A 25,958-nucleotide genomic window follows, 5' to 3' on the forward strand; every position below is an offset into this window, starting at 1 on the left:
GCCACCGATGGCCAAGTAGGCCGTTGGAAAGAGAAGAATGCCGGACCAGCCGACAAAAACGAAGCGGTCGCGCTTGAGCCAGTCATCGAGGACGTCAAACCATCCCCGCTGAGGCGCGCGTCCTACAGCGATCGTCATGAGAGGAGAACGGTGCGGTTACCCGCAGGCTGTGGGATACCTGGGGACCTTAACAATCTCAACGGGCACTGCGGGGCTGATCGCTCTCAGCTGAAATCCGTTGTATCGGAGTGTTTCTTCGCTCTTTCTTTCGTTTTTTCAGGCCCTTTTGTGGCAGGTCATGCACGTGCCGTCCGCGCCACGGCATCAGCGTTCACAATGAGCGCTGTTTCCAGGCTTCGATGGCCGCTGAACTGCTCGAACAGCCGGTGCTGGGATCGCGCCGTCTGTCCAACATCCTGGTTGCTGCCATGGTCACCATCGGCGGCGTGGGTTTTCTGTTCGCCTCCCTGTCCAGTTATCTCGGCCGGGACCTGCTACCCCTGGGACATCCGGCCGGGTTGGTGTTTGTCCCGCAAGGGCTGGTGATGGGCCTCTACAGCATTGCTGCAGCCCTTCTGGCCACGTACCTCTGGGCGGTGATCGCCATCGATGTGGGATCGGGCTCCAACCGCTTCGACAAGCAGGCCGGGGTGATCACGATCTCTCGCCGTGGATTCCGCAAGCCGATCAGCGTTGAGATCCCTTTAAAGGATGTACAGGCTGTGAAGGTGGAAGTGCGCGATGGCTTCAACACGCGCCGGCGCGTGTCCCTGCGCGTGCAGGGCCGGCGCGACATGCCGCTGACCCGCGTGGGTGAACCTCTTCCCCTCGCCCAGCTGGAGCAGGATGGAGCTGAACTCGCCCGGTTTCTGGGCGTGAATCTCGAGGGACTCTGATCGCACCATGCTCAACCGTTCATTGCGAGCCCTGGTCACCCTGGCGCTCTGCGTTCCACTGCTGGTGAGCTGTGCCACCACCACCACCGCCTCCGTTCCGGATGGCTGTGATCAGGCCTCGAGCCCTTGCCTTCAGGGCAAGGCCAGCGTGGCTATGGAAACCAGCCGCGGCACGATCACCCTCGAGCTGGATGGCGATGCGGCTCCGGTCACGGCCGGCAATTTCGTGGATCTGGTGAAGCGCGGCACTTACAACGGCACCGTGTTTCACCGCGTTGTGAGGGAGCCTGTTCCCTTTGTGGTGCAGGGAGGCGATCCGGCTTCGAGTAATCCCCAAACGCCCAAGGCCCAATACGGCACCGGCAGCTTCATCGATCCTGAGAGCGGCCAGGCCCGCTTCATCCCTCTGGAGGTGGCCTTTGAAGGTGAGGATCAACCCCGTTACGGCCGCGTGGTGAGCAATCCCAGCGAATTGCTGCAGTTGAAGCTCAGCCACGCCCGCGGCGCCTTGGCCATGGCCCGATCCCAGTCACCGGATTCCGCTAGCGCGCAGTTTTACATCGCCTTGAAGCCCCTGCCGGAACTGGACGGTCGCTATGCCGTCTTCGGCCGTGTCTCCGAAGGCATGGACGTGGTGGATGCCATCCGTATGGACGACAAGATCATCAAAGCCACCCTGCTCACCCCTGGGCTTTGACCCAAATCCTGGGTATCTCAGGCGGGAACACGCCCGCCTGAGATCGAGGCTTTGAGCAATTCGGTGTTCACACCTGAGGCCCGCTCCAGAGCGACCTTGCCTGTGCGCGCGATTTCCTGAATGCCATAGGGAGCCATCAAGCGTTCAAGCGCCACCAATTTTCCTGGATCGCCCACAACCTCCAGGGTGAGGGCGTCGTCGGCCACATCCACCACCTTGGCCCGGAAGACCTGCACCAGCTCGAGAATGGCGCTGCGCTGACTGGCGGGTGCCGACACCTTCATCAGCATCAGTTCCCGTTCCACTGCGGGGCGTTGAGACAAATCGAGCACCTGCAGAACATTCACCAACTTGTCCAGCTGTTTGGTCATCTGCTGGAGCGTCTGCTGATCACCCTCCACCACCATCGTCAAACGTGAACGACCATCGGCTTCCGCTGGCCCAACGGCCAGGCTGTCGATATTGAAGCCTCGCCGGGCAAACAAACCGGCAATGCGGCTGAGGGCACCGGATTCGTCTTCCACCAGAACCGACAGGGTGTGCTTCATGCCTGGTGCTCGATCCCGGATGCGTGTTCGTGTCCCAAATTACGGTCCAGCCAGTGCAGCAGCTCCTGATGAAACCGTTCGGGGGTTTCGTCGTGGGGGCAATGGCCGCTGTTCTCCACCACTTTGAGCTCAATCCAAGGGTGTTCGCTCTGCACACGCTCACCGAGGAGCAAGGGCACGAAGTGATCGTCACGGCCCCAGAGCAACAACATGGGCGGGGGTTGCGGGCTCTGGCGCAGCCGCTGCAGTAGAGCCGGTGCTGTGGCGCCTCTCGGGCGCAGGGCCATGCCCACGCTCATCGCCCGCAGCGCGCGCGCTGCTGTGATCCTGCGCGCCGGCCGCGCAATCAGGCGCAGCAGTTCCTTGTCCATGCCGATGGGCCGCCGGTAAGCCCCCTGCAGTCCTGCCTTCAGCAGTGGCGTGCGACTGATCAGCGGCACCACCAGCTCCAGCGGCAGCAACCTGCACAGCACCGTCACGGTGGCGCGCCTGAGCTGCCTCGTCCTTCGCTTCTGGCGCAGGGCAATCGGCTTGATCAGGGCTGGGTCCGGCAGGGGGGCGGCGGCCACAGCCGCCACCAGTCGGGGGGCCAGCACGGCGGTGGTGAGAGCGGTCAGACCGCCCAGGGAGTTGCCCACCAGCACCGCCGGTGACTGCACCACCTGTTCGAGAAAAGCGGCCAGTTGCCGGCCCCACAAGCGGTTGTCGAGGGCCATCCGGCGCTGAAGACCGGGCTGGTCGGAGCGGCCGAAACCGATCAGATCCAAGCCATACACGCGGTACCCAGCGTTGGCCAGTGGGCCGGCGTTGTGGCGCCAGTGGCTGCTGCTGGCGCCAAAGCCATGCAGCAGCACAAGCGCAGGGGCGCTGCTGGCACCAAGAACGCGCCAGTGGCACCGAAATCCCTGCCATGTCCAGGTGCCGGCGTCGCCCCAGTCAGCACCGGTGGAGGCAGGCTGGTGGGTGGTTGCAGGCACGCGGCTGGACTCCCTGGATCCTCACTATCGCGAAGGTGCGGCCTGTGTGCAGACGGGGTCGGGCTTCTTCCGGGCGCAGTCCCGTCCATCCAGAGACCTGTCCGTGTTGCTGGCTGCCCATCAGGCCACCCATGCTCAGGGGCCCCAGCACTGGCTCGACCTCATGGCCGGTTGCGGCATCCGTGGCCTGCGCTGGGGGCTGGAAAGCGCGCCCCAGTCGCCGCATCCCCTTGCGCTCTGGATGAATGACGCCGATCCCGAGCGCAGGGTCTCCCTCCAGGCCAATCTCAATCCGCTCTCTGGCCATGACGGGGTGGACCTCACGCTCACCCAGCAGCCTGCCGAACGCTTGTTGCTACAGGCCTACCTCGATCAGCGCCGCTTCGATCTGATCGACCTCGATGCCTTTGGTTGTCCGAACGGATTGCTGCAGTCGGCGCTGGCGGTGCTGCGCTTCGGCGGGGTTTTGATCCTGGCAAGCACCGATGGCCGCTCGCCCACTGGTCATGACCGGGCGGCCGCAGTGCGCCGGTTTGCCGCGGCGGCTCGGGCCCATCCATCCAGCTGGGAGCTGGCGTTGCGGCTGCAACTGGCAGCGTTGGCCCGGGAGGCCTGGATGTTGGGCCGCGGGCTTGAACCACTGGCTTGCTTCAGCGATGGGCGAACCTTCCGCTTGGCCGTGCGCCTGCAGCGGCGCGTTGGCGCTGATGCAGAAGCGCAACTCGGCCTCCTTGCTCGCTGTGAGCAGTGCGGTGATCAAGCGGTTCAACCTCTGCTGAAGCTCAGCGGTTGGCGCGCCTGTGCCTGCAATCCACAGGACGGGCGCTGGGCGGTGTCGGGGCCACTCTGGCTGGGTCCATTGCAGTCGCCCTCGCTCGTGCAGGAGCTGCTCACGTTGAGTGCGTCCATGCCGCAAACCCTGGCGCCCCAAGGCCGGCGATTGCTTGAGCGCTTGCAGGCGGATCCTGGACTGCCAGTGTGTTGTTGGTCCACCGATGAGCTGGCGCAACGCCTGGGTCTCGCCGGCCCCCCGTCCTTGCGCAGGCTTGTGCAGGCGTTGCGGGGGGATGGCTACAGCGCCGTTGCCAGTGGCGTGATGGCCGGGCAGCTGCGCACCGATGCGCCATGGAAGGTGTTGTTACAACGGTGTGCCGATCTGGCCTGAGAGCAGCTTTTAATGGGTGCTGATCGTGAACACACCCCCATGGCTTCGGAGATCTTCGGTATTGCAGCGGTGTTCTGGGTGCTGATTCCTGTAGGACTGGCCGGTGGTGCCCTGCTCTTGAAGCTTCAGAAGGACTGATCCTCAAACAAGGTTGGACGCCCCTTAGGCTCCTGCCTTGGAAGAGCGAGCCCCATGCAGGTTCTGGTGGTTGGTGGAACGGGAACCCTGGGCAGGCAGATTGCCCGTCGGGCCTTGGATGAAGGGCACGATGTGCGCTGCATGGTGCGATCGCCGCGCAAGGCCCCGTTTCTGCAGGAGTGGGGGTGTGAGCTCACCCGCGGTGATCTGCTCGAGCCGGCCAGCCTCGATTACGCCCTCGAAGGCGTCGATGCGGTGATCGATGCGGCCACCAGCCGCCCCAACGATCCCCAGAGCATCTACGTCACCGACTGGGAGGGCAAGCTCAACCTGCTCAGAGCTTGCGAACGTGCAGGTGTGAAGCGGTTTGTTTTCCTCTCCCTGCTGGGCGCGGAGAAGCATCGTGATGTTCCCTTGATGGACATCAAGTACTGCACCGAGACGCTGCTGAAGGAATCAGACCTCGACTACACCATCCTCCAGGGTGCTGCCTTCATGCAGGGGGTGATCAGCCAGTTCGCCATTCCGGTGCTGGAAAGCCAGACCGTTTGGGTGAGCGGTAGTCCCACACCGATTGCCTACATGAACACCCAGGACATGGCCCGCTTTGCGGTTGCTGCTCTGGATCATCCGGAAACGGTGCGCGGCAGTTTTCCGGTGGTCGGTCCGAAAGCCTGGAATACAGGCGAGGTGGTTCAGCTCTGCGAGCTTGCTTCAGGGAAGTCGGCCCGGGTGTTTCGGGTGCCCCCCGTGTTGATGCGATTGACCGAAGGTGCCTGTTCCTTCTTCGAGCCTGCGGTGAACGTGGCAGAGCGTTTGGCGTTTGCTGAAGTCACCGGTGGCGGCGGAGCCCTCGACGCACCAATGGAGTCCACCTATTCCCATTTCGGCATCGACGCCTCGGAGGTCACCGGTCTGGAGGCGTACATCCGGGAGTACTACGACACGATCCTCAAGCGTTTGCGTGCCATGGAGGCAGATCTCGATAAAGACGCCAAGAAAAAGCTGCCGTTCTGATGCTCACCGCCGCTGGCGAGTGGTTGATTTGTACTGGTTTTCGTTAATGTCGGGTCCCGCCCGATCTGTTTTTGTTTTATGTCGGTTGCCCAAGTCAAGAATCTGCAGCGACGGCTCGACAATCTCTGCCGTGAGGCAGAAACCGAGCTCACGCGCACGTGCGGTCATGAGCTCTGGCGCACCTTGGGCTTCGATGCCTTTGATGGCCTGGAAGACAGCGACCGCCGAGCCAGCGCCAATTACTACTACGGTCAATGGATGACCGCACGAGAGCTGCAGGAGGTCCTGGGTTGATGGCTGACCAATGTTGTGGACCGTCTTTGGATCAGACCCAGGCTGTTGAATCGCGCTACGGAGCCGCAGCCCATCAACAGGAAGCCTGCCTCTGCACCCCGGTCGCCTTTGATGCTTCGCTGTTGAAGGTGATCCCTGCCGATGTCGTGGAGCGCGACTATGGCTGCGGCGACCCCACCCGATGGGTGCAGATCGGCGACGATGTGCTCGATCTTGGAAGCGGCAGCGGCAAGAACGCGTTCATCTGCTCCCAGGTGGTGGGTGAAAACGGCTCGGTGATCGGCGTGGATCGCAACGACGACATGCTGGCCCTCTCCCGTGCGGCAGCGCCGGTGGTGGCCAACCGCATCGGATTCGCGAACGTGCGCTTTGTGAAAGGTGCGATCGAAGCCTTGGATGCTGCAACGGCATCAGGCTCACCTTTGATTGCATCCGCCAGTGTGGATGTGGTGTTGAGCAACTGTGTGCTCAATCTGGTGAACCCCTCGGCCCGGGTCACGCTGCTGGACAACATTCGCCGGGTGTTGCGTCCGGGGGGGCGTGTGGCCATCAGTGACATCGTGTGTGACCGCCCTGTGCCGCTGCGCCTTCAGCAGGATCCTGAGCTCTGGAGCGGTTGCATCAGTGGTGCCTGGCTGGAAGAAGCTTTCCTGGCCGACTTCCGTGCCCTCGGTTTTGAGCAGGTTGGCTACGCCGATCGATCCGACACGCCCTGGCGGGTGGTGGAGGGGATTGAGTTCCGGGCGGTCACCCTCACCGGCGTGCTCCCTGGGTCTTGAGCAGAGCCTTCAGCCGCTCCTCTTCCGCGGAGTTGACGGGTCTCCATTGACCGGGAGCCAGGCCCTCAAGACTGAGAGGCGGGCCCCCGTCCATTAAATCGATACTGCGGCGTATCAAACGCAGGGTCGGCAGGCCCACGGCCGCCGTCATCCGTCTGATTTGACGGTTGCGGCCCTCGCGGAGGCTGATGCTCAGCCAGGAGGTGGGGATGGTGCGTCGCTCGCGGATGGGGGGTGTCCGCTCCGGTAGATCAAACCAGAAGCTGGAATCAAGGCTGGTCGCACGGGCCGGCCGGGTGCGTTGGCCTTTGATCACCACCCCCTGTTCCAGCGCAGCCAGGTGACCGTGGTCCGCAAGTCCTTCCACTTGCACCCAATAGGTTCGCCAGTGGCCGAAACGGGGATCGGTCAGCCGTTGTTGCAGGCGCCCGTTCTCGGTGAGGATCAGCAACCCTTCACTGTCGGCATCCAGCCGGCCGGCTGCGTACACATTCGGCACGTCAACCCAGTCGGCCAGACAGCCCCAGCGGCTTCCCGGCTCCCGGGTGAATTGGCTGAGAACTCCGAACGGCTTGTGCAGCAGCAGGGTCAGGAATGACCTCCAAAGCAGAGAAGCAGGGCCTCTCCCCAGCTGGACGCGTCGTTCAGATGGTCGTCGTGCAGGTGCTTCATCTTTTCAGCCTGCATTTTCATCATGGTGGCCTGGGTGAACTCGTGACCCTGCTCCTTGGCCAGATCCACCACGTGCTGAGGGCTTGGGGCTTGTCTCACCTGCTCTCTCACCTGGGAATCAGACTGCACCAGGGATGCAAAGGCAATCAGGGCTGACTCAGACACGGACTTGGGCGCTTTTTTCGAAGGTTAGGTGGATTTTTGTCGTGCCCGCCACAAATTGACAGCGCCGATCGAAATCATCAGCAGGCCCAGGTCCATCGTCAGCGGGGGCAGGATCATCGGCCTTGATTCGAAGAGGCTGACCCTAGGGACGGGGGTCTGCTGCTGCGACTGAAGCCAGCGCCGATGGCCTTCTAAAATGCAGTCATTCTTGATTCAGGTTTAGTCCGGCGCATGATTGAAACCTCGGGTGTGATTGAAAAAGAGCAGGGCAACGGGTTCTACCTGGTCACCCTCGAGCAGCCCGCAGGTCACCAATGCCTCTGCCGTGCAGCCGGCAAGCTCACCAAATTCAGAATCAAACTGCTTGCCGGTGACAAGGTGTTGGTGGAGATCAGTCCCTACGACCTCACCCGAGGTCGGATCACTTACCGGGAACGCAACGCCGGTGCACCTGGTGGTCGTCCCGGTGGCAATCGCCCCGGGGGCCCTCGCCGCCGTTGAGCCTCAGCTCTCAGGCAGCAGTGAGCGGATCGAGGCCATGAACTCGCTGCGCTGTTTCACTCCTCGCCATTGCTGTTTGAGCTCTTTGTTGTAGAAGAGCTGCACGGTTGGCGTGCCATTAACGCCGGCTTGCTCGGCAATGGCCTGGTCGGCTTCGATGTCGATTTCAATGCCCTGGGCGCGGCCTCCCAGTTCGTTGAGCACACGCTTGAGCTGGGGCTTCAGCACGTGGCAGGGGCCGCAGCTCGGGGATGTGTAGACCACCAGAAGCGGTCGCTCGCTGTCGTGGTAAAGCTTTCTGAGGGCGAAACTTCCCTTCTGCCAGAGCGCATTGGGGTCGTAGCTGGTTTCCGTTGTTTCGGCTGTGGCTGTGGGTGTGTCCGCCTTGGCCGGCTCGGCTTGATCACGCTTCACCAACTGGGCCAGATCGTTGTGGCTGAGCCAGCGCTCGGCAGCCAGGGCCGCCTGGCAACCGCTGCCGGCAGCGGTGATGCCTTGGCGCCACTCCGCATCCGCCACATCCCCTGCCGCGAACACACCCTCTTTTGACGTTTCCGGGCGCCCGGGTTGGGTGATCAAGTAACCGGTGCCATCGCACTGCAGCTGATCACGCACCAACTCGGTGTTCGGCGTGTGACCGATGGCGTAGAACAGTCCTCGCACCGGAAGGTGCTCTTCCAGGCCGCTGTCCCGGCGATGGAGCCGCAGTCCACTGAGCCATTCGTCGCCCTCAGCGTCGGCCACCTGGGTGTTCCAGTGCACGGTGATTTGGGGGTTGGCCTGCACTCGGTCGGCCATGGCCGCGCTGGCGCGCAAACGGTCGGAGCGCACGAGCAGGTGCACGTGGCTGCCGTACTTCGTGAGATAAACAGCTTCTTCGCAGGCGGAATCACCGCCGCCTACCACAGCCAACTGTTCGTTGCGGAACTGGGGGGTGGCGCCATCGCAGATGGCGCAGGCGCTGATTCCCTGGCTCCAGAAGCGTTCTTCGTTGGGGAGACTCAGGCGGTTGGCACTCGCGCCGGTGGCGATGATCAGAGCCTGGGTTTCGATCGTGTCGCCGTCGGCTTCGATTCGGTAAGGCCTCTGGCTCAGATCGATTTGGTCTGCGTCAGCCTCAAGCAGACGCGTTCCCCAGCGTTCGGCCTGGGCCTTCATTAGGTCCATCAGATCAGGGCCCAGCACACCATCGGGAAACCCGGGGAAATTCTCCACATGGGTGGTGGTCATCAACTGTCCACCGGGAATGCCACCGCGCTGGAATCCCGTGATCAGCAGCGGATTGAGGTTGGCGCGAGCGGCATAAATCGCTGCGGTGTACCCAGCAGGGCCTGACCCCACGATCACCAGGTTTTCGACCGCCATGGCTAATGCGGAATGACTATGAGTTAAGTGTACGCGCTTGGAGGGTGCCCCTGGGCTGTGGTTTCAACAATGGGAGCAGTAATTGGTGGAATCCGTTGATGCGCAAGCCATCAATTTAAGGATTTCTTCAGATTTCGAGCGTGTCTTCTGCGGGGTTGTCTTCGCGCCGGAGTCGACGCTTTCCATTGGTTTGCTTCAGGCTCATCACCGAGTCTTCAAGCAATTCCGGATGCTCGCCGATGCAGAGGATCCATTCCCGGAATTCCTGGGTCAATGAATAGCTGTCTTCGTAGCGCTCAGCGCCGTCGAGTACTGCGATCCGGGTTGTTGCCCAGCAGGTGGCAACGCTGACGCGACGTTCAAGAGCTGCGTCCATAACTGTCTCCCAGATGGTGCCCAGGCTGAATGCTGATGGGGCTCCATCAGGCCTGAATTTGCAGACCGTCGCATTTTTTTTTACGAGAAGATGTTTTCAGCGCTGCAAAAACTTCGGCAATTCCGGAGTTCGCATTCGGATCACCGCACCAGCGCCGTCGCCAACGGCTTCCAGGGGCAGGCTCGGCCCTCGCCACGCCCCTCCGGTCGCGCACTCTTCAGAAGCATCTGATTGGGTGGGTGCCGCAATGCGATAGGGCTCAGACAGCGACCAGTTGCGTGCGTACTGCATCAACAGGGGGTCAGCAGGCGCGAAGACGAACGAGGGGTCGCGGGGAATCGCTTCTTGGCTGGCCCGTTCCCCGCAGAGGCGTACGGCCCTGGTGATGCCCTGGATGAAACGGCTGCGGGTGGCCACGGTCGTCAGATAGGCCACGACCCGCAGGCGGGGAGCATCAAATCCTTCGGCGCACATGTCGATGCTCACCAGCCAATCCGCAGTCCCGCGTTCAAAGCCGTTGAGTCGATCCGAGGCGCTTGGATCCTGGGAATGCACCAGATCCACCCGATCACCCTGCTCCTCGAGAAGGGTGGTGATGGTTCGGGCATGGTCGATGTCCCGAGCGATCACAAGGCCCGCTGCCCGGGGATGGTGCTGGCGAACCCGCTCGAGCTGGGTTCGGGCGCGCAGCAGCAGCTGCAAAGCGATGCTGCTGCTGTCTGCCAGGCGGATGGCCCGGCGCAGGTTGCGTGCCCGCCAGCTCTCCCGCTGCTCAGACGACAAGGGCGACACCTCGCGATCGGGTTGGCCCTCCTGGCTGTGTTCCACCCAGCCGTCCTGGAAGCGAAATTCAAGCGGTCGCACATCGCCGGCAGCGATCAGTTCCCGCGGCTCCACACTCAGATCCGGTTGGATCTGCTCCATCCGCTCACCGGCTTCTTCCACTTGCACTTTCCGGGCGGCGCAGAACGCCAGGTTGTCGGCCCGGAAGGGGGTTCCAGTCAGCCCCAGCCGCAGCCGTGCGCTCTGGCTCAGGCCCAGAAATGTGCGCCCCCACACCGGCCCATCCGGTTCTTCCGGCTCCACACCGAGATGGTGGGCTTCGTCGGCGATCGCCAGATAGGCGCCTTCGCTCCAAAGGGCCAGCTCGGCCTTGAGTGCTTCAGCCTGCCGCCCAGCGCCCTGATAGCTCACCAGCCAACCATCGGCCTCGAGCGGGGCGCTGCCAGGGCCGTTCCAGGGCTCCAGACGCAGTCCCAGGCGTTGCGCGGCTCGTTGCCATTGCTCAAGGATTGAGGTGCGGTGACAGAACACGAGCACCCGGCGCAGACGTTCCTCCCCCTGCATCGCCTGGAAGGCCAGCAGGGCGCCGAGGGTCTTCCCCGCACCCGGCCCCGCATGGATCAGTACATCACGCGATCCTGAAGCAACCGGATCCAGGCGTCGGCGCAGCAGCTGGATCAGTTGCTGCTGCCACTGGCGGGGCCGGATCGTGGGGCCGGGTGCAAGGCCACCGAGAGCAAAGGACGGCGTCGTGATGGCGGATTTGAAAGATAGGTCTTTCTAACCATTCCAATCGCTTTCGCCACCCTTACCTTCCGACCATCAGCCCTCGGGTTTTCGCCCTTCTCCGCTATGGCCCGACGTCGCTACAAGCCCATGTCCGGTCCTGAATCCAGGCGCACTCTCGAGCGCTGCTGGCCCCTTGATTGCGATCTGGATCCACTGATCCTTCGCGCCCGGCTGCTGCATCACCAGGGCCGCCGTCCCATGGCGCAGTCGGTTGAGCAGGAACTGATGCCGTTGTTCTGACGGCATTCAGTTCCTGATCCTGCGTTGTCGCTCGTTCGTGCGATTCCTCTGGATTCAGAGCGATTCGGTGTGGTTGCAGAGCAGCCGCTCCACTTCCACAAGCCCTTCTTCTGCGGCTTGTTGGGCACGGTCTGTCCGTCCTCCTGCGGGCTCCAGCAAACGGCTGGTCAGCCGTTGAAGAAGCTGCTCTCGTTGCGATTCCAGCAGGCCAAGAATCTCTTCATCGATCAGCTGGCGCACGGCCTGGCTGCGCAGGTGGTCGTCGGAGGCTTCATCAAACGTGCCCTGAACCAGCTCCTGGATGAACAGGCGGTGCACCTCACTGCTGCGCAAAAAGCTTTCCGTGGCGTTGATGATCCCGTCCACGAGGGTGCGGTCAGGTTCTGAATCCTGCTCGCTCAGCTTGAATTCCCAGTCCAGGTGGCGTCGCTGCCAGCCGGCGGCATGCAGGCTGGGCATCACGGTCTGGGAAAAGGTGTCTACAGACATCTCGTAGATGCGTTCAGCCAGCCGTTCGCACCATTCACGGCCATGCTCGGCCAGCAGCCTCTCCATGGTGTTGCGCTCAACAGCATGCCCGCCGTGATGGCTGTGACAGACGCCGTCTGGGCATTCGATCGCGGTGAGTCCCATGGTGTTGCAAACAGGATCCTCTCCATAGCCATCCTCAGACCCTGCTGATCAGCATCTTCAGAAAAGATCCAGGCGGAATCCGGCGACGGCCTAACCTCGCCTGGGTCGGCGGCATCACGATCTTGCCCATACTTTTGATCCCGGTGGAGACAGCGGTGGGGGAAACCCGCGTCGCGGCCTCACCGGAAACCGTCAAGAAGTTCATCGCTCTCGGTTGTCGGGTGGTGCTCGAGCGAGGAGCTGGACAGACGTCCGGCTTTCTCGATGAGGCCTACGCCGAGGCCGGCGCACAGTTGGTGACTCCAGGAGACAGTCAGGCCTGGGGAGAAGCCGATGTGCTGCTGTGCGTCCAGTCCCCTTCCCCTGTCGATCTCGGCCGCTTGCGCCGCGGCGCGCTGGTGGTGGGCTTGCTGGCTCCTTACGCCAATATCGAGCTCGACGCAGCGCTGAAGCGTTGTGGTCTCTCGGCCATGGCCCTTGAGCTGTTGCCGCGCATCAGCCGTGCTCAGTCTGCCGATGCCTTGTCTTCACAGGCCAACATCGCTGGTTACAAGTCGGTGTTGCTCGCGTCTGCAGCGCTGGATCGCTATTTCCCGATGCTGATGACCGCAGCGGGCACGGTTCAGCCCGCCCGCGTTGTGGTGCTTGGTGCAGGGGTGGCCGGCCTTCAGGCCGTCGCCACAGCGCGCCGCCTGGGCGCTGTGGTCTACGTCAGCGATATCCGTCCTGCGGTGAAGGAGCAGGTGGAATCTCTCGGCGCCCGCTTTATCGATCCTCCCGAGATGGAGGACAAACCTGCCGAGTCGGGTGGTTATGCGAAACAGGCCTCCGATGCCTTTCTCGCGGCCCAGCGTCAGCAGCTGTCCGACCAACTCTCCGAGGCCGATGTGGCCATCTGCACCGCCCAGGTCCCTGGTCGGCGTGCACCACGGCTGATCAGTGAAGACATGCTCGATCGCATGCGTCCTGGGGCTGTGGTGGTGGATCTGGCTGTTGCCCAGGGCGGCAATTGCGCCGACACCCTGCCCTCTCAAACCGTGGATCGCAAGGGCGTGAAGTTGATCGGTGCCAATGACCTCCCCTGCTCTGTACCCAACCACGCCAGCTTCCTTTACTCCAAAAATCTGCTGGCGCTGCTCCAGCCAACCCTCAAGGATGGTCAGCTCAACCTCGACCTCGAGGATGAGCTCATTGCCGGCTGCCTGATCAGTCAGGACGGCACCATCCGCCGCAGCGACGTTCTCACCCCAGGAGCCAACTGATGGAAACAAGCTTTGTGGAGTTCCTCTGGGTGCTGCTGCTCGGCAGCCTTCTGGGATTGGAACTGATCGGCAAGGTGCCACCCACCCTGCACACCCCGCTGATGAGTGGGGCCAATGCCATTTCAGGCATCACCGTGCTGGCCGCCCTCACGGCGATCATCCGCTCCGGGGACAACCTGGTGCTGCTGATCCTCGGCGCCGTGTCCTTGGGTTTTGCCCTTTTCAATGTCATCGGGGGCTTCCTGGTCACCGATCGCATGCTGGCCATGTTCAGCCGTAAGCCCGCCCGCAAGGAGAACCGCTGATGGATTTTCTCAAGTACGCCGTTGAACTGGTTGCCGTTCTGCTGCTCGCCCTGGGCATTAAGGGCCTGTCGAAAGTGCGCTCGGCCCGCAGTGCCAACCAGCTGGCCGCTGTGGCGATGGCCCTGGCTGTTCTTGGCCTTCTGATCAACTACCTGGGCACATCAGGGATTTCTGCTGCTGCCTGGACGTGGATCATCATCGGCACGCTGATCGGTGGCGTTCTCGGTGCCATCACGGCGCAGCGGGTTCCGATGACGTCCATGCCGGAAACCGTGGCGCTGTTCAACGGCTGCGGCGGCATGTCGTCGCTGCTGGTGGCCCTCGCCGCCGCCTTCTTCCCGCTGCAGCTCGAGGCCGCGGGACTGGTGGCCGTGGTGTCCATCGTGATTTCCGTGTTCGTGGGTGCGATCACCTTCACGGGCTCGATCGTGGCCATGGCCAAGCTCCAGGGCTGGCTGTCGACGCCAGCCTGGATGCAGAGCAAGGCCCGTCACGTGGTCAACATCGCTCTTGCTGTGGCCTCTCTTGTGGCCGCTATCAAGCTGATCACGGATGGAAATGGCACCCAGGGGCTGTGGCTTCTGGTGGTGGCCTCCGGTTTGCTGGGCATTGGCGTCACCCTGCCCATCGGCGGTGCCGATATGCCCGTGGTGATTTCGCTGCTGAACAGCTATTCCGGTGTGGCCGCTGCCGCTGCCGGTTTCGTGGTGGGCAGCCAGTTGCTGATCGTGGCGGGCGCCATGGTTGGTGCCGCTGGCCTGATCCTCACCCAGGTGATGTGCAACGGCATGAACCGCTCGCTCGTGTCGGTGCTCTTCGGCGGTGCGCTGGGTGCCAGTGCGGCGTCTGGTGGCGGTGGTGGTGAATACACCAACATCACCAGCTGCAGCGTGGAGGAATGTGCGCTCACCCTGGAGGCTGCTGAGCGGGTGGTGATCGTGCCCGGTTACGGCCTTGCCGTGGCTCAGGCCCAGCACACCCTGCGGGAGGTCACGCGCTCACTGGAGGCTGCCGGTATCCAGGTGGATTACGCCATTCACCCAGTGGCTGGTCGCATGCCGGGTCACATGAATGTGCTGCTTGCTGAGGCCGATGTGCCCTATGAGCAGCTCAAGGAGATGGATGTGATCAATCCCGAGTTCCCCGCCACCGATGTGGTGTTGGTGCTGGGTGCCAATGATGTGGTCAATCCCCAGGCGAAGAACGATCCCAATTCGCCGCTCTACGGCATGCCCGTGCTTGATGTGCAGCAGGCCCGCACCGTGTTTGTTGTCAAGCGGGGGATGAGCGCCGGTTACTCCGGCATCAAGAACGACCTGTTCGACCTGGGCAACACCTCCATGGTGTTTGGTGATGCCAAGAAGGTGCTGGGCGATTTGCTGGGCGAGCTCAAGGAGCTCGGTGTCGGCAAGAAGTGATCAGCGCGACCCCATTCGGCTTTTGAAGGCAGCGCACGCGAATCATCCAAACAACCCCCAGCTGCTGCGGCAGCTGGGGGTTGTTCCCTATCAGCAGCGTTTTCCCTGGATCGGTGGAGACCTTCAGACCCTGCGCGATACGCTTCGCCCGGTCGCGCTTCCCTCCGACTGTGGGGAACCGATTGCGATCGCTGTCCCTGCTTTGGCCAGTGGTGCCGCAGCCGCTGGTGAAGTGCTGGCGTTCCTGGATCGCCCTGATCCCAGCGTCGACCTGCAGGGCGCACCTCCTCGAGGGCTGGTGCTGCTGTTGCATGGTCTTGGCGGCTCCAGTCGCCGTGAGGGGTTGAGGCGTCTTGGCATCACGCTGCAGAACAGCGGCTTCGCGGTGCTCAGGTTGAATCTGCGCGGAGCCGATCCCGGCCGCCATCTTGCTGGAGGCACCTACGCAGCTCGCTGCAACAGTGATCTTCTGCCAGTGATTCAACGCGCGCGCCAGTTGTGTGCTGCGCTGGCCCCATCAGCCAGGCCTTTGCCCCTGTTGGGTGCTGGAGTGTCCCTGGGGGGCACCATGCTTCTCAATGCCTGCATGGCCAGCCTGGAGGAGAGAGCCACCCATGGCTGGGACGGTCATGCCCTGCTGCTGGATGGTCTGTTCTGCGCCAGCAGTCCCCTGGATCTTTCCGCCTGCAGTGCCTCGATCGAACGTCCGCGCAATCGGGTGTATCAGCGTTGGCTTCTGAAGCGCCTTGTGCGCCAAACGTTGGCGGATCCCTTTGGCGTCAGTGCCCAAGAGCAGCAGCGACTCACCGTTGAGCCGCCCCAGTCGATCCGTGCCTTTGACGAGGCGGTCACCGCACCGCGTTGGGGCTTCGCGTCAGTTGATGATTACTACGCGGGTGCTTCACCCTTGCCGCGTCTTCTCTCGGCGTCGGTGCCACTCCCGCCAACGTTGATCTTGCAGGCCCTGGATGATCCTTGGGTGCCGGCGAGCGCTGCGATTCAACTCCAAACCGCTTTGGCCACTGATGGCCTGTCGTCACGTCGTGGACAGCTTGAGGTGTTGTTGACGGCCAAGGGCGGACACAACGGTTTTCACGCACCTGGTGACAGTGTTCGCAAAGGCTGTTGGTCTGATCGCTTGGCTTGTGCCTGGTTCAAGCATGGGATTAATCCCGCAGGGCTTGAATGAGCTCCATTTGATTCGCTTCCTTAAAGTATTTCGAATCAAATTTTTTTTAATAGTAATAGGCTTTGTCCTGAGGGTTTTCATACACAGCCCCGCCGCATTTCGTTGCGATTCTCCAGAGAGCTTCGGGGATTGGCGTGGCGTCGTAGAGCACCAGCTCAGGGAATCGTTGTCTGAGTAAAGCGGTACCCCTCCAGGCGTTGTAGTGAGGAATGGCGGAGTTCACATGGTGGCAAACATGGGTTGAACCGATGCCATGGTGCAGCAGATTGAGTACGGGGCCATAGGGGCGGTCAATCGTTTGCAGTGCTCCCATTGCCCAACACCACGTTGTATTGGAAAAGTGAGGAATGTTCTGGTCAGTGTGCTGCAACCAGGTGTATGTGGTGAGCCAAAGATTGATCACAAGATAAGGTAACCCATACACGCACATCACACGTAGTGCAGATGAGTGCATTGCGGCGATGATCAGAAAGATGAGCATCACCAGGCAGCCGATGTTGGAGCGAACCATCAACTTGCGAAATGCTTCGGGGAACAGGTTTCGTTGGCCGTTCGCGAATGGATGACCGGTCCAGAAATGAGACGTGGGAAAACCGTAATCCTCTCCACCTGTCGCTCCAAAAAGGAGGTAGAGCGGCCAACCGATCACCAGATGATTAAACAGGGAAATGATCCCAAACAAGGTTGGGTTCAGCATTTTTTTGAGTTGTTCTGTGATTTGCCCAAGAGTCGATGAGGCCCGCGGAGGGACGTGGGTTTCTCCTTGCTCAAGGTGATTGCAGTGAGCGTGGTGAACGCTGTGGCTCCGCGCCCAGCTGTAATAAGGCACCAGCAGTGCGCTGTGAAGCAGGAAACCAACGACTCCCTCAATGCGTCGGTTTGGGTGGAACGCATTGTGGCCACATTCGTGCGCTAAAACCCAACAGCCCATGGCGATGGTGCCGCAGCCAATGCCGTAAAGCACCCACAGCGGAGTGGCCAGGAGGGTGAGGGGGATTTGGCTGCCGATCCCCAAAGCAGCGAGAGACAGGCCTACCGACATGATGAGGCTCCCCCACGCTTTGATGGGGTTGAATTGAGTCAGCTCTGCTGGCAAGGCATTGAGGAGCTCGGCCTTGCTTGGGTAGGCCGTTCTTGAGGTAATGCGATTGAAAGAAGGTGTTGATGGGCGCGTGGTGAAGGTCGCGCTGGATGCAGATGCCAAAAGAATGCCTGCCAAAAAGCACCGGAAGAAGGTGCTTTAGATTTGCTTAAGACTCTAGTGGTTGGGCGAGCTGTTCCGTGGTTTCGGGTTTGGGAGTCGTTGATTCGTGTGCTGGTACGGATTGATTGTCCGGGCGGATTAATCGTTAGTGTTCTGTGTTGACGGTCGCGATGTTTGTTGTGCTTACTTGTGAAGCAGATTGAAGTGAATGGTTTTGGAATGGGGTGGTTTTATAAATCCACTCCTCAATGGGTTGATTGTTAATGATGTGCCTGTGAAGAATCGCCTCCATCTTGTCTGCGGTGACGTCTGCGTACCAAATGCCTTCAGGCCAAACCACCAGAATTGGCCCGCGTTCGCACACCCTCAGACAGTCAACTTTGCTGCGTAGAACGATTCCTTCTGGGCGCTGTTGATCATCGAGCCCCATCTCCCGCACGAGGCGCTTCAGCGCATTCCAGGTTTCGAGTCCTGTGGCTGGATCGCAGCACTTCGCTTTGGAGGCTGTGGCGCAGAGCAGCAGGTGATGGCTGATCAAGCAGCCACCGCCGCCATCGACATCCGCTGGGTGCCCCGGGCCACCTGCTCACGCACGGCCAGGCGCGCCCATTGATCCACGGCCAGCACATCGTCGAGCTGGGGGTGGTCGATGCGATCGACCTTGTGGCGCTCGCAGGCTGCTTCGATCAGATCGGGAATGTCGAGGAAATGGATGCGTTCCTCGAGGAACTGAGCCACTGCCTCCTCATTGGCCGCATTCAGCACGGCTGGCATGGTGCCACCGGCACGGCCCGCCGCGTAGGCCAGTTCCATGCAGGGATATTTGGCGGGATCGGGGCTTCGGAACGTGAGCTGTCCCACCTGGGTGAGATCGAGGCGTTTCCACGGGGTTTCCAGCCTGGATGGCCAGCTCATGCAGTAAAGAATCGGCAGCTTCATATCGGGCCAGCCCAACTGGGCCAGCACTGAAGAATCCGCCAGCTCGATCATCGAGTGGATGATGCTCTGGGGGTGGATCACGATTTCGATGTGGTCGTAATCCAGCCCGAAAAGGTAATGGGCTTCGATCACCTCCAGTCCCTTGTTCATCAAGGAGGCGGAGTCCACGGTGATCTTGCGGCCCATGCTCCAGTTGGGATGGGAGGTGGCATCGGCCACAGTGGCGTTCTCAAGGTCGGCTGCGGCCCAGTCGCGGAAGGCACCACCGGAGGCCGTGAGCTGGATGCGCCGCAGGCCTGGCGTGGGCACACCGGTGGAGAGGCGGGCGTTTTCAGCCCAGGGGGTTCCCTGCAGGCACTGGAAGATGGCCGAATGTTCGGAATCCGCAGGCAGCAGCCTGCTGCCGCTCTTTTTGAGCTCCGGCAGCACCACCGGGCCTGCTGCGATCAGGGTTTCCTTGTTGGCCAGGGCCAGATCCTTGCCAGCGCGGATGGCGGCCAGGGTGGGCAACAACCCTGCGCAGCCCACAATCCCAGTCACCACAAGGTCGGCTGTGTCCCAGGAGGCCGCCACGTTCAGCCCGCTGGGACCTCCCACGAGCTGAGGCTTGCACCGCGGCTGGTGTTCAGCTGGCAGGGCCCGGAGGCGCTGCTCCAATTCAGGGAGCAAGGCTTCGTCAGCCAGAGCGACCAGCTCGGGGCTGTGGCGTTGGATCTGCTCCACGAGCAGGGAGAGATTGCGGCCGGCTGAGAGGGCCACAACCCTGAACTGCTCAGGGAAGTCTTCGACGATGTCGAGGGTCTGGGTACCGATTGAGCCGGTGGAGCCCAGCACGCTGATGGCTTTCACACGGATCCCGGCAAGTGGTGACATCCTCCCACTTTGATTCCGGATGCTGGCAAACTTCCGCCGAGAGGGCTGGACAGCACGTTCATGGCGGCGGTGAGAAAGGAGCAGTGGAAGTCTGGTTTCGGGTTCGTGCTGGCGGCTGCCGGCAGTGCCGTGGGCCTGGGCAACCTTTGGGGGTTCGCCTACCGCGCATCCCAGGGTGGTGGAGGCAGCTTCGTGCTGCTCTATCTGCTGATCGTGGGGCTGATCTGCTTGCCTGTGCTGGTGGCCGAAATGGTGTTGGGCCGCACGACAGGCAGCAGTCCTTTGCTGGCTCCCAGCAAAGCGGCTGGCAAGGCTTGGTGGCCGATGGGCTGGATGTTTATCGCAGCCTCCTGCGGAATCCTGGCCTTCTATGCCGTCTTGATGGGATGGACGGGGCACACCCTCGTGCATGCGCTTCAGGTTGGTCTGCCTGAGAACAAGCAGGCTGCTGATGCGTTCTTCGACTCCATCAGCGGGGGCAACAGTGCGCTGGCCGGTCAGGGCATCAGCCTCTTGCTCACGGCTCTTGTGGTGGCAGCCGGTGTTCAGGCGGGTATCGAACGGCTCTCGCGTTGGGCCCTGCCGCTGCTTTTGCTTCTGCTGATCGGTCTGGCGATCTGGGCCAGCACGCTTCCAGGTGCTGGTGAGGGCTACCGCACCTTTCTGCTGCGCTGGGATGGGGAGGAGCTGATGAACATCAGCACCATCCGCAATGCCTTCAGTCAGGCCTTCTTCTCGATCGGTACGGGCATTGGTTCGATTCTTGCTTATTCGGTTTATCTCAATCGCAAGGCGCCCCTGCCTCAGGAAGCCGTGGCTGTGGTGGGTCTGGACACAGCCGTGGGGTTGCTGGCCGGCATGCTCACCTTCCCTGTGGTGATCAGCTTCAACCTCGGCGAAGTGGTGAGCGACTCCACGATTGGAGCCATCTTCATCGCTTTACCCACGGGACTGTCATCGATCGGGGAGACAGGCCGGGTGGTGGCTGTGCTGTTTTTTGCCTTGGCCTATCTGGCGGCGATCACCTCCGCGGTGTCCCTGCTGGAGGTGCCGGTGTCGTCCCTGATGGATCGCTTGAGCTGGAGCCGCGGCAAGGCCACCTGGGTGAGTGCCGCTGTGATTTTTGTCGTTGGCATCCCGGCCAGCATGAGCCTGGAAGTACTGGAAACAATGGATGCCCTCTTCGGCGGTGTGCTGTTGATCGCTGGTGGCTTGCTGATTGCTGTGCTGATGGGCTGGGTCGTGCCCAATCTCTTTCTGGAGGATCTCCAGCAGAGCGCCGCCGCTTCACCTCTGCTCAGACGGGTGCTGATGTTCTGCTTGCGATGGATCTCACCGGTGGTGATCGCCGCCGGCTTGCTGATCAGCACGGTGGATCTGCTGCGCAACTGGTCCTACGCAGCCTGAGCGGTGGGCAATCCGCGGGTTTAAAGCAGCCGGTTGAGCAGCGCAGAGGCCAGGCGCACCTCCCTGAGAAAGAACATCGCTGCAAGCATCACCAGCCCCATCGAGGCGATGAACAGAGGCACCACCACCAAGGTGAGGTTCACCCTGGAAATCACACTCAGGAACATGGCGGCCACCATGGCGGCGATCAGCAGCGTGGCGGCGGTGAGCAGCTCGATCGAGCGGATCACCAGTTGCATGCGGCGCCTGGCCAGTCGTCGCTCCAGTTCATCCACGTCACCTCCGGCATCGGCGGTGAGGCGCAACTGCTTGGCGTTATCAACGATCCTCGCCAAGCGTCCGGAGAGAACATTCATGAGTGCTCCAATTCCCGCCAGCAGGAACACCGGGGCAACAGACAGCTGGATTGCTTTGGAGAGACTTTCCGGCTGCATGGGCGATCAACAACCTTCCTTTCCCCAGAACCTAAGTCTGATCGTGGCTTGAATCCGGTAGACAGGTGCCCTGATGCAGGTTTTCCCATGCTCTGGCTCAAACGCTGGAACTTCATCGAGCGCGCTCGGCTGGAACGGGAGTTGTGGGATGCCTTCGAAGCCAGGGAAAACCCGGAAGCCAAGATCAAGGCACTGCAGGCTTGGATCGAGGCTGCCGATCCCGCTGATCCCACGCTTGGCGATCAACGCTTTCGGCTTGAGGTTTGGACCACCACTCTCACGAGAATCCGCAAGATCGAAGCGATGATGGCCAATCAGCAGCGCAAGTCCTGAGCTCTGCCCGTCAGCCCCGTCGCCATTCGGTGATGCCGCCGGGTTTGTCGATCAGTTCGATGCCCTGGGCGCTGAGCTCCGCTCTGATCCGATCCGCTTCCGCAAAGTCCTTCGACTGTTTGGCCAGCCGGCGCGCATCAATCGCGGCTTCGATGGACTGGCTGTCGAGGTCGGACTCTTCTTCGGGGGCTGAGGGGTGCTCCAGCCTTAGCCCTAGAACAGCTGCAAGCTCCCTGAGCAGCAACCAGCGCTGCAGAAGCTCCTGGCCGTCATCGTCGTTGTGGTTCGGAGCGTCGCCGCGGTCGAGGCGATTGGCCAGTGCCCTCAAAGGACGGGCCAGCTCAAAAAGCACCGCAAGCGCACCGGAGCTGTTGAGGTCATCGTCCATGGCCGCGCTGAAGCGCTGCCGGGCGCTGAGCAGCGTGTCGATGGCAGAGGACTCCGAGGCGACAACGGCGTCGTTGCCCATCGGCTCTGCAGGCGTCCATCCCAGCGCTTCGGCGTGAAGATCCCCAAGGCTGAGTGCTGCGTTCAGCCCTTTCCAACCGGTCGTTGCGGCCTCCAGGGCCTCGGCGGTGAAATCGAGCGGCTTGCGGTAATGGGCTTGGAGCACAAAGAGCCGCAGGGTCATGGCCGATAGGCCACTCTCCAGCAGGGCGCGGATGGTGGTGAAGTTGCCGAGTGATTTGCTCATTTTTTCCCCGCCCACATTCACCATGCCGTTATGCAGCCACACGCGCGCCAGCTCCTGGCCGGTTGCGGCCTCGGATTGGGCGATTTCATTTTCGTGATGGGGGAACACGAGATCGGCACCCCCGAGGTGGATGTCAATGGTGTCGCCGAGCTCCTCGCGCACCATGGCGGAGCACTCGATATGCCAGCCAGGCCGGCCATTGCCCCAAGGTGAGGGGAAGCTGGGTTCACCGGCCTTGGCTCCCTTCCAGAGGGCGAAGTCGAAGGGGTGTTGCTTGCGTGCTTCTTCGGCATCAGCCACGCGTCCGTCCGCGTTGGTCTGCTGGTCGGCGAGGTCGCGGCCGCTGAGCTTGCCGTAGCCGGCGTGTTTCATCACTGCGAAATACACATCGCCATCGGCGGAGTAGGCCGCACCCTTGGCCTCGAGCTCAGCGATTAGGGTGCGGATCCCCTCAAGGCAGCGGGTGGCTCGGGGCATGCGATCGGGACGAAGGATGCCCAGGGCATCCATGTCCGCATGGAACGCGTCGATATTGCGCTCACTCACGGCCTCCATCGACGAACCCTCCTCCGCCGCACGCTTGAGGATTTTGTCGTCGATGTCGGTGAAGTTCTGCACGAAGGTGACGGCGTAGCCACTCCAGATCAGATACCGGCGCAGCACGTCCCAGTTGATGTAGCTGCGGGCATGGCCCAGGTGGCACAGGTCGTAGACCGTTACGCCGCAGCAGTAGATGCTCACCTGCCCATCCTTCAAGGGCTGAAACGGTTCCGTGCGGCGGGTGAGCGTGTTGGTGAACCGCAGGGACACAGGCATTCGGGATCTGAGGGCGAGGCTACGGCCTAACGGGAGCCCGGGACCCGTTGCAGGACCGCTATTTCGCTTCCATCCAATTGCTGCCGACGCCGGTTTCAGCCACCAAGGGCACGCTCAGCTCCACGGCCTTCTCCATGGTGGAGACCACCAGAGCTTTCACGTCGTCCAAAGCCGAAGGCTCCACCTCCAGCACCAGTTCATCGTGCACCTGCAGCAGCAGGCGTGCGGGTAGGGAGTGTTGTTGAAGAGCAGCCTGCAGCTGAATCATCGCCAGCTTGATGATGTCGGCACTCGAGCCTTGAATCGGTGCGTTGGCCGCGGCGCGCAGCTGCTGGGCTTCCATGCCGCCGCGGCGAGCCACATCGAGATCAATCTCGAACGGATCCTTGCCAAGAAGACGGCCAAGACCGTTGCGGTCGAAGTGGAAGGGTCGGCGCCGGCCCATGATTGTCTCCACATAGCCACGGCTCAAGGCCAGGCGTTCCTGCAGTTCCAGAAAGGCGAACACCTTGGGATACCGCTCCCGGTATTTGCTGAGGAACTCCTTGGCGTCTGTTTGGCTCACCCCGGTTTCGCGCGCGAAGCGCTGGGCGCCCATGCCGTAGATCACCCCGAAATTGATCGTCTTGCCCAGCCGGCGCTCATCGGCGCTCACGTCGTCTTTCTCAAGCAGGAGCCGTGCAGTGAGGGCATGCACGTCGTCGCCATCGCGGTAGGCCTGCTGCAGCACCTCCTCCCCGGAGAGGTGGGTGAGGATGCGCAGCTCGATCTGGGAGTAGTCCGCACTGAGCAGGGTCCAGTGCTCCTGGGGCAGGAAGGCTTTGCGGATCCGGCGGCTGTACTCGGTGCGAACGGGAATGTTCTGGAGGTTGGGATTGCTGCTGCTGAGCCGGCCTGTGGCCGTCACGGCCTGGTTGAAATCCGTATGCACGCGGCCGGTTTCGGCCTCCACCAATTGGGGCAGCGCATCCACGTAGGTGCTTTTCAGCTTGCTCAGCACCCGGTGCTCCAACACCAGAGGCACCACCGGATGGTCGTCCGCAAGCTTGTCCAGCACCGTGGCATCGGTGCTGTAGCCCGTTTTGGTGCGGCGTGATTTCTTGCGGTCAAGCCCCAGCGTCTCGAAGAGCAGCTCTCCCAGTTGTTTGGGAGATGCCAGGTTGAAGTCCACGCCGGCCGCTTGCTTGGCATCGGCCTCAAGCCGCGTCAGGGTCTCGCCCATCTCCTTGGAGAGGGTGTCGAGATAGGAGAGATCAATGCGGATGCCGGTGGCCTCCATCAAGGCCAACACCGGCTCCAACGGCAGTTCCACCTGATCGAGCAAGTTGGTGAGCTGCTCGCCGCTGGCCTGGAGCTGCTGGCGCAGATCAATCGCCAGCCTGCGGGTGAGGTGCACATCCATGGCGCAGTAGAGCGCTGCCTGATCGCTGGGAACCTCGGCAAAGCAGCTGGCCTTGCCGTCTTTGGCCTTGCCCACCAGGTCACTGAAGAGGGTGGGCGTGATGCCGTAATCCCGCTCGGCCATCCCATCGAGGCTGTGTTTGGCCGCGGCATCGCGCAGGTAATCCGCCAGCAGCGTGTCCATCACCACGCCGCCGAGAACCAGGCCGTGACGCAGCAGGATCAGGCGGTCGTATTTGGCGTTCTGCAGCGCTTTGGGATGGCTGGGGCTGCTCAACCAGGGGGCGAGTTGCTCCAACACCACCTCCAGCGGCAGCTGGGTTAGCGCGGGATCTGTGTGTCCCACGGGGATGTAGGCCAGATCGCTGAGGCCGGCTCCCCAGCACACGCCGATGCCCACCAGTTGGGCTTTGAAGGGGTTCAGATCCGTGGTTTCGGTGTCCACAGCCACCGGCTCCGAGGGGTTGGTGCATCCCATCAGCTGCTGCATCAAGCTCTGCAGTTGCTCCCGGGTGCTCACCACCTGCGGCGCGAGCTCGGGTCGGGTGGAGGGGCTGGTCACCCCAGTTGCGGCTGGATCCGTGCCCGCTTCTCCAGATTCCGCAACGCCAGCCTTGGATGGTGCTCCTTTTGCTTTTTTGGCGGTTGCTTCCTCCAGCAGATGGGCGTTCGCCGTCAGTCCGCCGCTGGAGAAGGTGGCCACGAAGCTCGGGATCTGACGGACCAGGCTGTTGAGCTCCAGGTCTTGAAGCTGCTCCTCCAGACCTTCACCATCCACCGGTCCCAGCTCCAGGACAGGCTCCTCAGGCAGGGGAATGTCGACGAGGATTTCAGCGAGATGGCGGGAGAGATAGGCGTTGTCGCGGTCGGCGCTGAGCTTTCCCTTGAGTGCACCTTTCACGGCACCGCGGCTGGCCTTGGGCCCCTCGGCTTCCACTTCCTCCAGCACGCGATACACGCCGTCGAGGTCGTTGTTTTCCTTGAGCAGATTGATGGCGGTCTTGGGGCCGACCCCCTTCACACCAGGGATGTTGTCGGAGCTGTCGCCGGTGAGGGCTTTGAGGTCCACCACCTTGTTGGGCATCACGCCCAGCTTGGCCACCACGCCGGCTTCGTTGATCAGGGTGGGCCCGCTGCTCTTGGCATACGGACCGCCACCCATGTAGAGCACGGCAATGTCCCGCTGGTCATCCACCAGCTGGAAAAGATCCCGATCCCCGCTGAGAATGCGCACGCGCCAGCCTGAGCCGGCAGCCCGGTTGGCCAGGGTTCCCAGCACGTCATCGGCCTCGTAGCCAGGCGCCAGGCAGAGGGGAAGTTTCAGACGTTCGCGCAGGATCGTCTGCAGTTGATCCAAGTCTTGGAAGAACACCTCGGGGGCCACATCGCGATGGGCTTTGTAGTTGGCATCGGCTTGGTGGCGAAAGGTGGGTTCAGCGGTGTCGAAGGCGATCGCCACCCCTTCCGGTTTCAGTCCCTTGCTGTTGTCGAGCAGGGCTTTGAGAAAGCCGTAGGTCACGCTGGTGGGCCGGCCATCTTTTGTGGCCAGTCCACCCTCACCGCCTTTGCTGAAGGCATAGAAACTGCGAAAGGCCAAGGAGTGGCCATCCACAAGCAACAGCAGGGGTTTCTCGAGGGTTTCAGGCAT

General features: G+C 62.0%; 29 protein-coding genes and 1 pseudogene. 15 read left to right on the plus strand and 15 right to left on the minus strand.

Translation table 11 applies throughout. The features are described from left to right. A pseudogene (locus KQ296_RS05440) lies at nucleotides 1–138 on the minus strand (photosystem II D2 protein (photosystem q(a) protein)); the annotation flags it as partial. 221 nt (nucleotides 139–359) lie between these two features. Here KQ296_RS05440 and KQ296_RS05445 point away from each other — a divergent pair. Both KQ296_RS05445 and KQ296_RS05450 read left to right on the plus strand, forming a co-directional pair. Further along, nucleotides 360–896 (plus strand): photosystem I assembly protein Ycf4, encoded by a 537-nt coding sequence (locus tag KQ296_RS05445; protein WP_011933545.1) that lies wholly within the window; start codon nucleotides 360–362, stop codon nucleotides 894–896. A 7-nt stretch (nucleotides 897–903) separates the two neighbouring features. Beyond that, nucleotides 904–1,593, plus strand: coding sequence for a peptidylprolyl isomerase (locus tag KQ296_RS05450; RefSeq protein ID WP_011933544.1), 690 nt, complete (start codon nucleotides 904–906; stop codon nucleotides 1,591–1,593). Between the two features lie 17 nt (nucleotides 1,594–1,610). Here the strand turns inward: KQ296_RS05450 and ilvN are convergent, their stop codons facing one another. Together ilvN and KQ296_RS05460 are read right to left on the minus strand one after the other, a co-directional pair. Beyond that, nucleotides 1,611–2,141, minus strand: coding sequence for an acetolactate synthase small subunit (gene ilvN / locus KQ296_RS05455; protein ID WP_011933543.1), 531 nt, complete (start codon nucleotides 2,139–2,141; stop codon nucleotides 1,611–1,613). After that, nucleotides 2,138–3,118 carry an alpha/beta fold hydrolase gene (locus KQ296_RS05460; RefSeq protein ID WP_041428597.1) on the minus strand — a complete coding sequence of 327 codons (981 nt, stop codon included), beginning with the start codon at nucleotides 3,116–3,118 and terminating at the stop codon, nucleotides 2,138–2,140. The genes ilvN and KQ296_RS05460 overlap by 4 nt, the downstream gene beginning before the upstream one ends. On the opposite strand from KQ296_RS05460, the gene KQ296_RS05465 reads away from it, so the two are divergent. The 5 genes from KQ296_RS05465 to KQ296_RS05485 all read left to right on the plus strand — a co-directional run bounded on the left by KQ296_RS05465 (nucleotide 3,105) and on the right by KQ296_RS05485 (nucleotide 6,511). After that, a complete protein-coding gene (locus KQ296_RS05465; protein ID WP_259726395.1) occupies nucleotides 3,105–4,283 on the plus strand; it encodes a N2,N2-dimethylguanosine tRNA methyltransferase in 1,179 nt (392 codons plus the stop codon). The two genes, KQ296_RS05460 and KQ296_RS05465, sit on opposite strands and share 14 nt — an antisense overlap. A gap of 39 nt (nucleotides 4,284–4,322) precedes the next feature. Next, a complete protein-coding gene (petM, locus tag KQ296_RS05470; RefSeq protein WP_011933540.1) occupies nucleotides 4,323–4,421 on the plus strand; it encodes a cytochrome b6-f complex subunit PetM in 99 nt (32 codons plus the stop codon). A 54-nt stretch (nucleotides 4,422–4,475) separates the two neighbouring features. After that, nucleotides 4,476–5,438: an NAD(P)H-binding protein gene (locus tag KQ296_RS05475; protein WP_011933539.1), complete on the plus strand. Its 963-nt coding sequence runs from the start codon at nucleotides 4,476–4,478 to the stop codon at nucleotides 5,436–5,438. A 78-nt stretch (nucleotides 5,439–5,516) separates the two neighbouring features. Further along, on the plus strand, nucleotides 5,517–5,732 hold the full coding sequence (locus KQ296_RS05480; RefSeq protein ID WP_011933538.1) for a hypothetical protein: 216 nt from the start codon (nucleotides 5,517–5,519) through the stop codon (nucleotides 5,730–5,732). After that, complete coding sequence (locus tag KQ296_RS05485; protein WP_011933537.1) at nucleotides 5,732–6,511, plus strand: methyltransferase domain-containing protein; 780 nt, start codon at nucleotides 5,732–5,734, stop codon at nucleotides 6,509–6,511. The genes KQ296_RS05480 and KQ296_RS05485 overlap by 1 nt, the downstream gene beginning before the upstream one ends. Here the strand turns inward: KQ296_RS05485 and KQ296_RS05490 are convergent. Together KQ296_RS05490 and KQ296_RS05495 are read right to left on the minus strand one after the other, a co-directional pair. Next, nucleotides 6,486–7,142: a pseudouridine synthase gene (locus KQ296_RS05490; RefSeq protein ID WP_399240546.1), complete on the minus strand. Its 657-nt coding sequence runs from the start codon at nucleotides 7,140–7,142 to the stop codon at nucleotides 6,486–6,488. The genes KQ296_RS05485 and KQ296_RS05490 overlap by 26 nt on opposite strands. Further along, nucleotides 7,100–7,348 (minus strand): Nif11-like leader peptide family natural product precursor, encoded by a 249-nt coding sequence (locus KQ296_RS05495; protein WP_011933535.1) that lies wholly within the window; start codon nucleotides 7,346–7,348, stop codon nucleotides 7,100–7,102. The genes KQ296_RS05490 and KQ296_RS05495 overlap by 43 nt, the downstream gene beginning before the upstream one ends. Before the next feature lie 231 nt (nucleotides 7,349–7,579). Here KQ296_RS05495 and infA point away from each other — a divergent pair, with 231 nt between their 5' ends. Beyond that, entirely contained in the window at nucleotides 7,580–7,849 is a 270-nt protein-coding gene (gene infA, locus KQ296_RS05500) for a translation initiation factor IF-1 (protein WP_006041809.1), read from the plus strand. Between the two features lie 3 nt (nucleotides 7,850–7,852). Here infA and trxB read toward each other — a convergent pair whose 3' ends face one another. From trxB to KQ296_RS05515, 3 genes are all read right to left on the minus strand, one after another. After that, entirely contained in the window at nucleotides 7,853–9,214 is a 1,362-nt protein-coding gene (gene trxB, locus KQ296_RS05505; RefSeq protein WP_011933534.1) for a thioredoxin-disulfide reductase, read from the minus strand. A gap of 127 nt (nucleotides 9,215–9,341) precedes the next feature. After that, nucleotides 9,342–9,590, minus strand: a complete 249-nt coding sequence (locus tag KQ296_RS05510) for a hypothetical protein (RefSeq protein ID WP_011933533.1) — start codon at nucleotides 9,588–9,590, stop codon at nucleotides 9,342–9,344. Nucleotides 9,591–9,686: 96 nt separating this feature from the next. Beyond that, nucleotides 9,687–11,045: a DEAD/DEAH box helicase gene (locus tag KQ296_RS05515; protein ID WP_041428595.1), complete on the minus strand. Its 1,359-nt coding sequence runs from the start codon at nucleotides 11,043–11,045 to the stop codon at nucleotides 9,687–9,689. 180 nt (nucleotides 11,046–11,225) lie between these two features. Here KQ296_RS05515 and KQ296_RS05520 point away from each other — a divergent pair, with 180 nt between their 5' ends. After that, nucleotides 11,226–11,402, plus strand: a complete 177-nt coding sequence (locus tag KQ296_RS05520; RefSeq protein WP_011933531.1) for a hypothetical protein — start codon at nucleotides 11,226–11,228, stop codon at nucleotides 11,400–11,402. A gap of 54 nt (nucleotides 11,403–11,456) precedes the next feature. On the opposite strand, the gene KQ296_RS05525 is transcribed toward KQ296_RS05520, so the two are convergent. Then, the gene (locus KQ296_RS05525; RefSeq protein ID WP_011933530.1) at nucleotides 11,457–12,035 is read right to left on the minus strand and encodes a hypothetical protein; all 579 of its coding nucleotides are present in this window, start codon (nucleotides 12,033–12,035) and stop codon (nucleotides 11,457–11,459) included. A gap of 122 nt (nucleotides 12,036–12,157) precedes the next feature. Here KQ296_RS05525 and KQ296_RS05530 point away from each other — a divergent pair, with 122 nt between their 5' ends. Genes KQ296_RS05530 through KQ296_RS05545 form a run of 4 tightly spaced genes read left to right on the plus strand, consistent with a single transcriptional unit; the run spans nucleotide 12,158 to nucleotide 16,209 of the window. Beyond that, complete coding sequence (locus KQ296_RS05530) at nucleotides 12,158–13,297, plus strand: Re/Si-specific NAD(P)(+) transhydrogenase subunit alpha (RefSeq protein WP_259726396.1); 1,140 nt, start codon at nucleotides 12,158–12,160, stop codon at nucleotides 13,295–13,297. Then, on the plus strand, nucleotides 13,297–13,602 hold the full coding sequence (locus KQ296_RS05535; RefSeq protein ID WP_006041802.1) for an NAD(P) transhydrogenase subunit alpha: 306 nt from the start codon (nucleotides 13,297–13,299) through the stop codon (nucleotides 13,600–13,602). The genes KQ296_RS05530 and KQ296_RS05535 overlap by 1 nt, the downstream gene beginning before the upstream one ends. Then, complete coding sequence (locus KQ296_RS05540; RefSeq protein WP_011933528.1) at nucleotides 13,602–15,020, plus strand: NAD(P)(+) transhydrogenase (Re/Si-specific) subunit beta; 1,419 nt, start codon at nucleotides 13,602–13,604, stop codon at nucleotides 15,018–15,020. The genes KQ296_RS05535 and KQ296_RS05540 overlap by 1 nt, the downstream gene beginning before the upstream one ends. After that, entirely contained in the window at nucleotides 15,004–16,209 is a 1,206-nt protein-coding gene (locus KQ296_RS05545) for an alpha/beta hydrolase (RefSeq protein WP_259726397.1), read from the plus strand. Before KQ296_RS05540 ends, KQ296_RS05545 begins: the two co-directional genes overlap by 17 nt. Nucleotides 16,210–16,255: 46 nt before the next feature. On the opposite strand, the gene KQ296_RS05550 is transcribed toward KQ296_RS05545, so the two are convergent. The 3 genes from KQ296_RS05550 to KQ296_RS05560 form a co-directional block, all read right to left on the minus strand. Continuing rightward, nucleotides 16,256–17,428 carry a fatty acid desaturase gene (locus tag KQ296_RS05550; protein ID WP_041428593.1) on the minus strand — a complete coding sequence of 391 codons (1,173 nt, stop codon included), beginning with the start codon at nucleotides 17,426–17,428 and terminating at the stop codon, nucleotides 16,256–16,258. 130 nt (nucleotides 17,429–17,558) lie between these two features. Further along, a complete protein-coding gene (locus tag KQ296_RS05555) occupies nucleotides 17,559–17,936 on the minus strand; it encodes a ferredoxin (protein ID WP_259726405.1) in 378 nt (125 codons plus the stop codon). A gap of 11 nt (nucleotides 17,937–17,947) precedes the next feature. Continuing rightward, the gene (locus tag KQ296_RS05560) at nucleotides 17,948–19,201 is read right to left on the minus strand and encodes a 1-deoxy-D-xylulose-5-phosphate reductoisomerase (RefSeq protein WP_041428877.1); all 1,254 of its coding nucleotides are present in this window, start codon (nucleotides 19,199–19,201) and stop codon (nucleotides 17,948–17,950) included. Nucleotides 19,202–19,285: 84 nt separating this feature from the next. On the opposite strand from KQ296_RS05560, the gene KQ296_RS05565 reads away from it, so the two are divergent. Continuing rightward, a complete protein-coding gene (locus KQ296_RS05565) occupies nucleotides 19,286–20,632 on the plus strand; it encodes a sodium-dependent transporter (RefSeq protein WP_011933522.1) in 1,347 nt (448 codons plus the stop codon). A gap of 20 nt (nucleotides 20,633–20,652) precedes the next feature. Here KQ296_RS05565 and KQ296_RS05570 read toward each other — a convergent pair whose 3' ends face one another. Beyond that, entirely contained in the window at nucleotides 20,653–21,066 is a 414-nt protein-coding gene (locus tag KQ296_RS05570; protein ID WP_011933521.1) for a DUF2721 domain-containing protein, read from the minus strand. An 87-nt stretch (nucleotides 21,067–21,153) separates the two neighbouring features. Here KQ296_RS05570 and KQ296_RS05575 point away from each other — a divergent pair, with 87 nt between their 5' ends. Further along, nucleotides 21,154–21,399 (plus strand): hypothetical protein, encoded by a 246-nt coding sequence (locus tag KQ296_RS05575; protein ID WP_011933520.1) that lies wholly within the window; start codon nucleotides 21,154–21,156, stop codon nucleotides 21,397–21,399. A 10-nt stretch (nucleotides 21,400–21,409) separates the two neighbouring features. Here KQ296_RS05575 and cysS read toward each other — a convergent pair whose 3' ends face one another. Both cysS and polA read right to left on the minus strand, forming a co-directional pair. After that, on the minus strand, nucleotides 21,410–22,909 hold the full coding sequence (cysS, locus tag KQ296_RS05580) for a cysteine--tRNA ligase (protein WP_011933519.1): 1,500 nt from the start codon (nucleotides 22,907–22,909) through the stop codon (nucleotides 21,410–21,412). 58 nt (nucleotides 22,910–22,967) lie between these two features. Continuing rightward, on the minus strand, nucleotides 22,968–25,958 hold the full coding sequence (gene polA / locus KQ296_RS05585; protein ID WP_011933518.1) for a DNA polymerase I: 2,991 nt from the start codon (nucleotides 25,956–25,958) through the stop codon (nucleotides 22,968–22,970).

The organism is Synechococcus sp. CS-197 (genome assembly GCF_025128215.1).
Taxonomy (GTDB): Bacteria; Cyanobacteriota; Cyanobacteriia; order PCC-6307; family Cyanobiaceae; genus Synechococcus_C.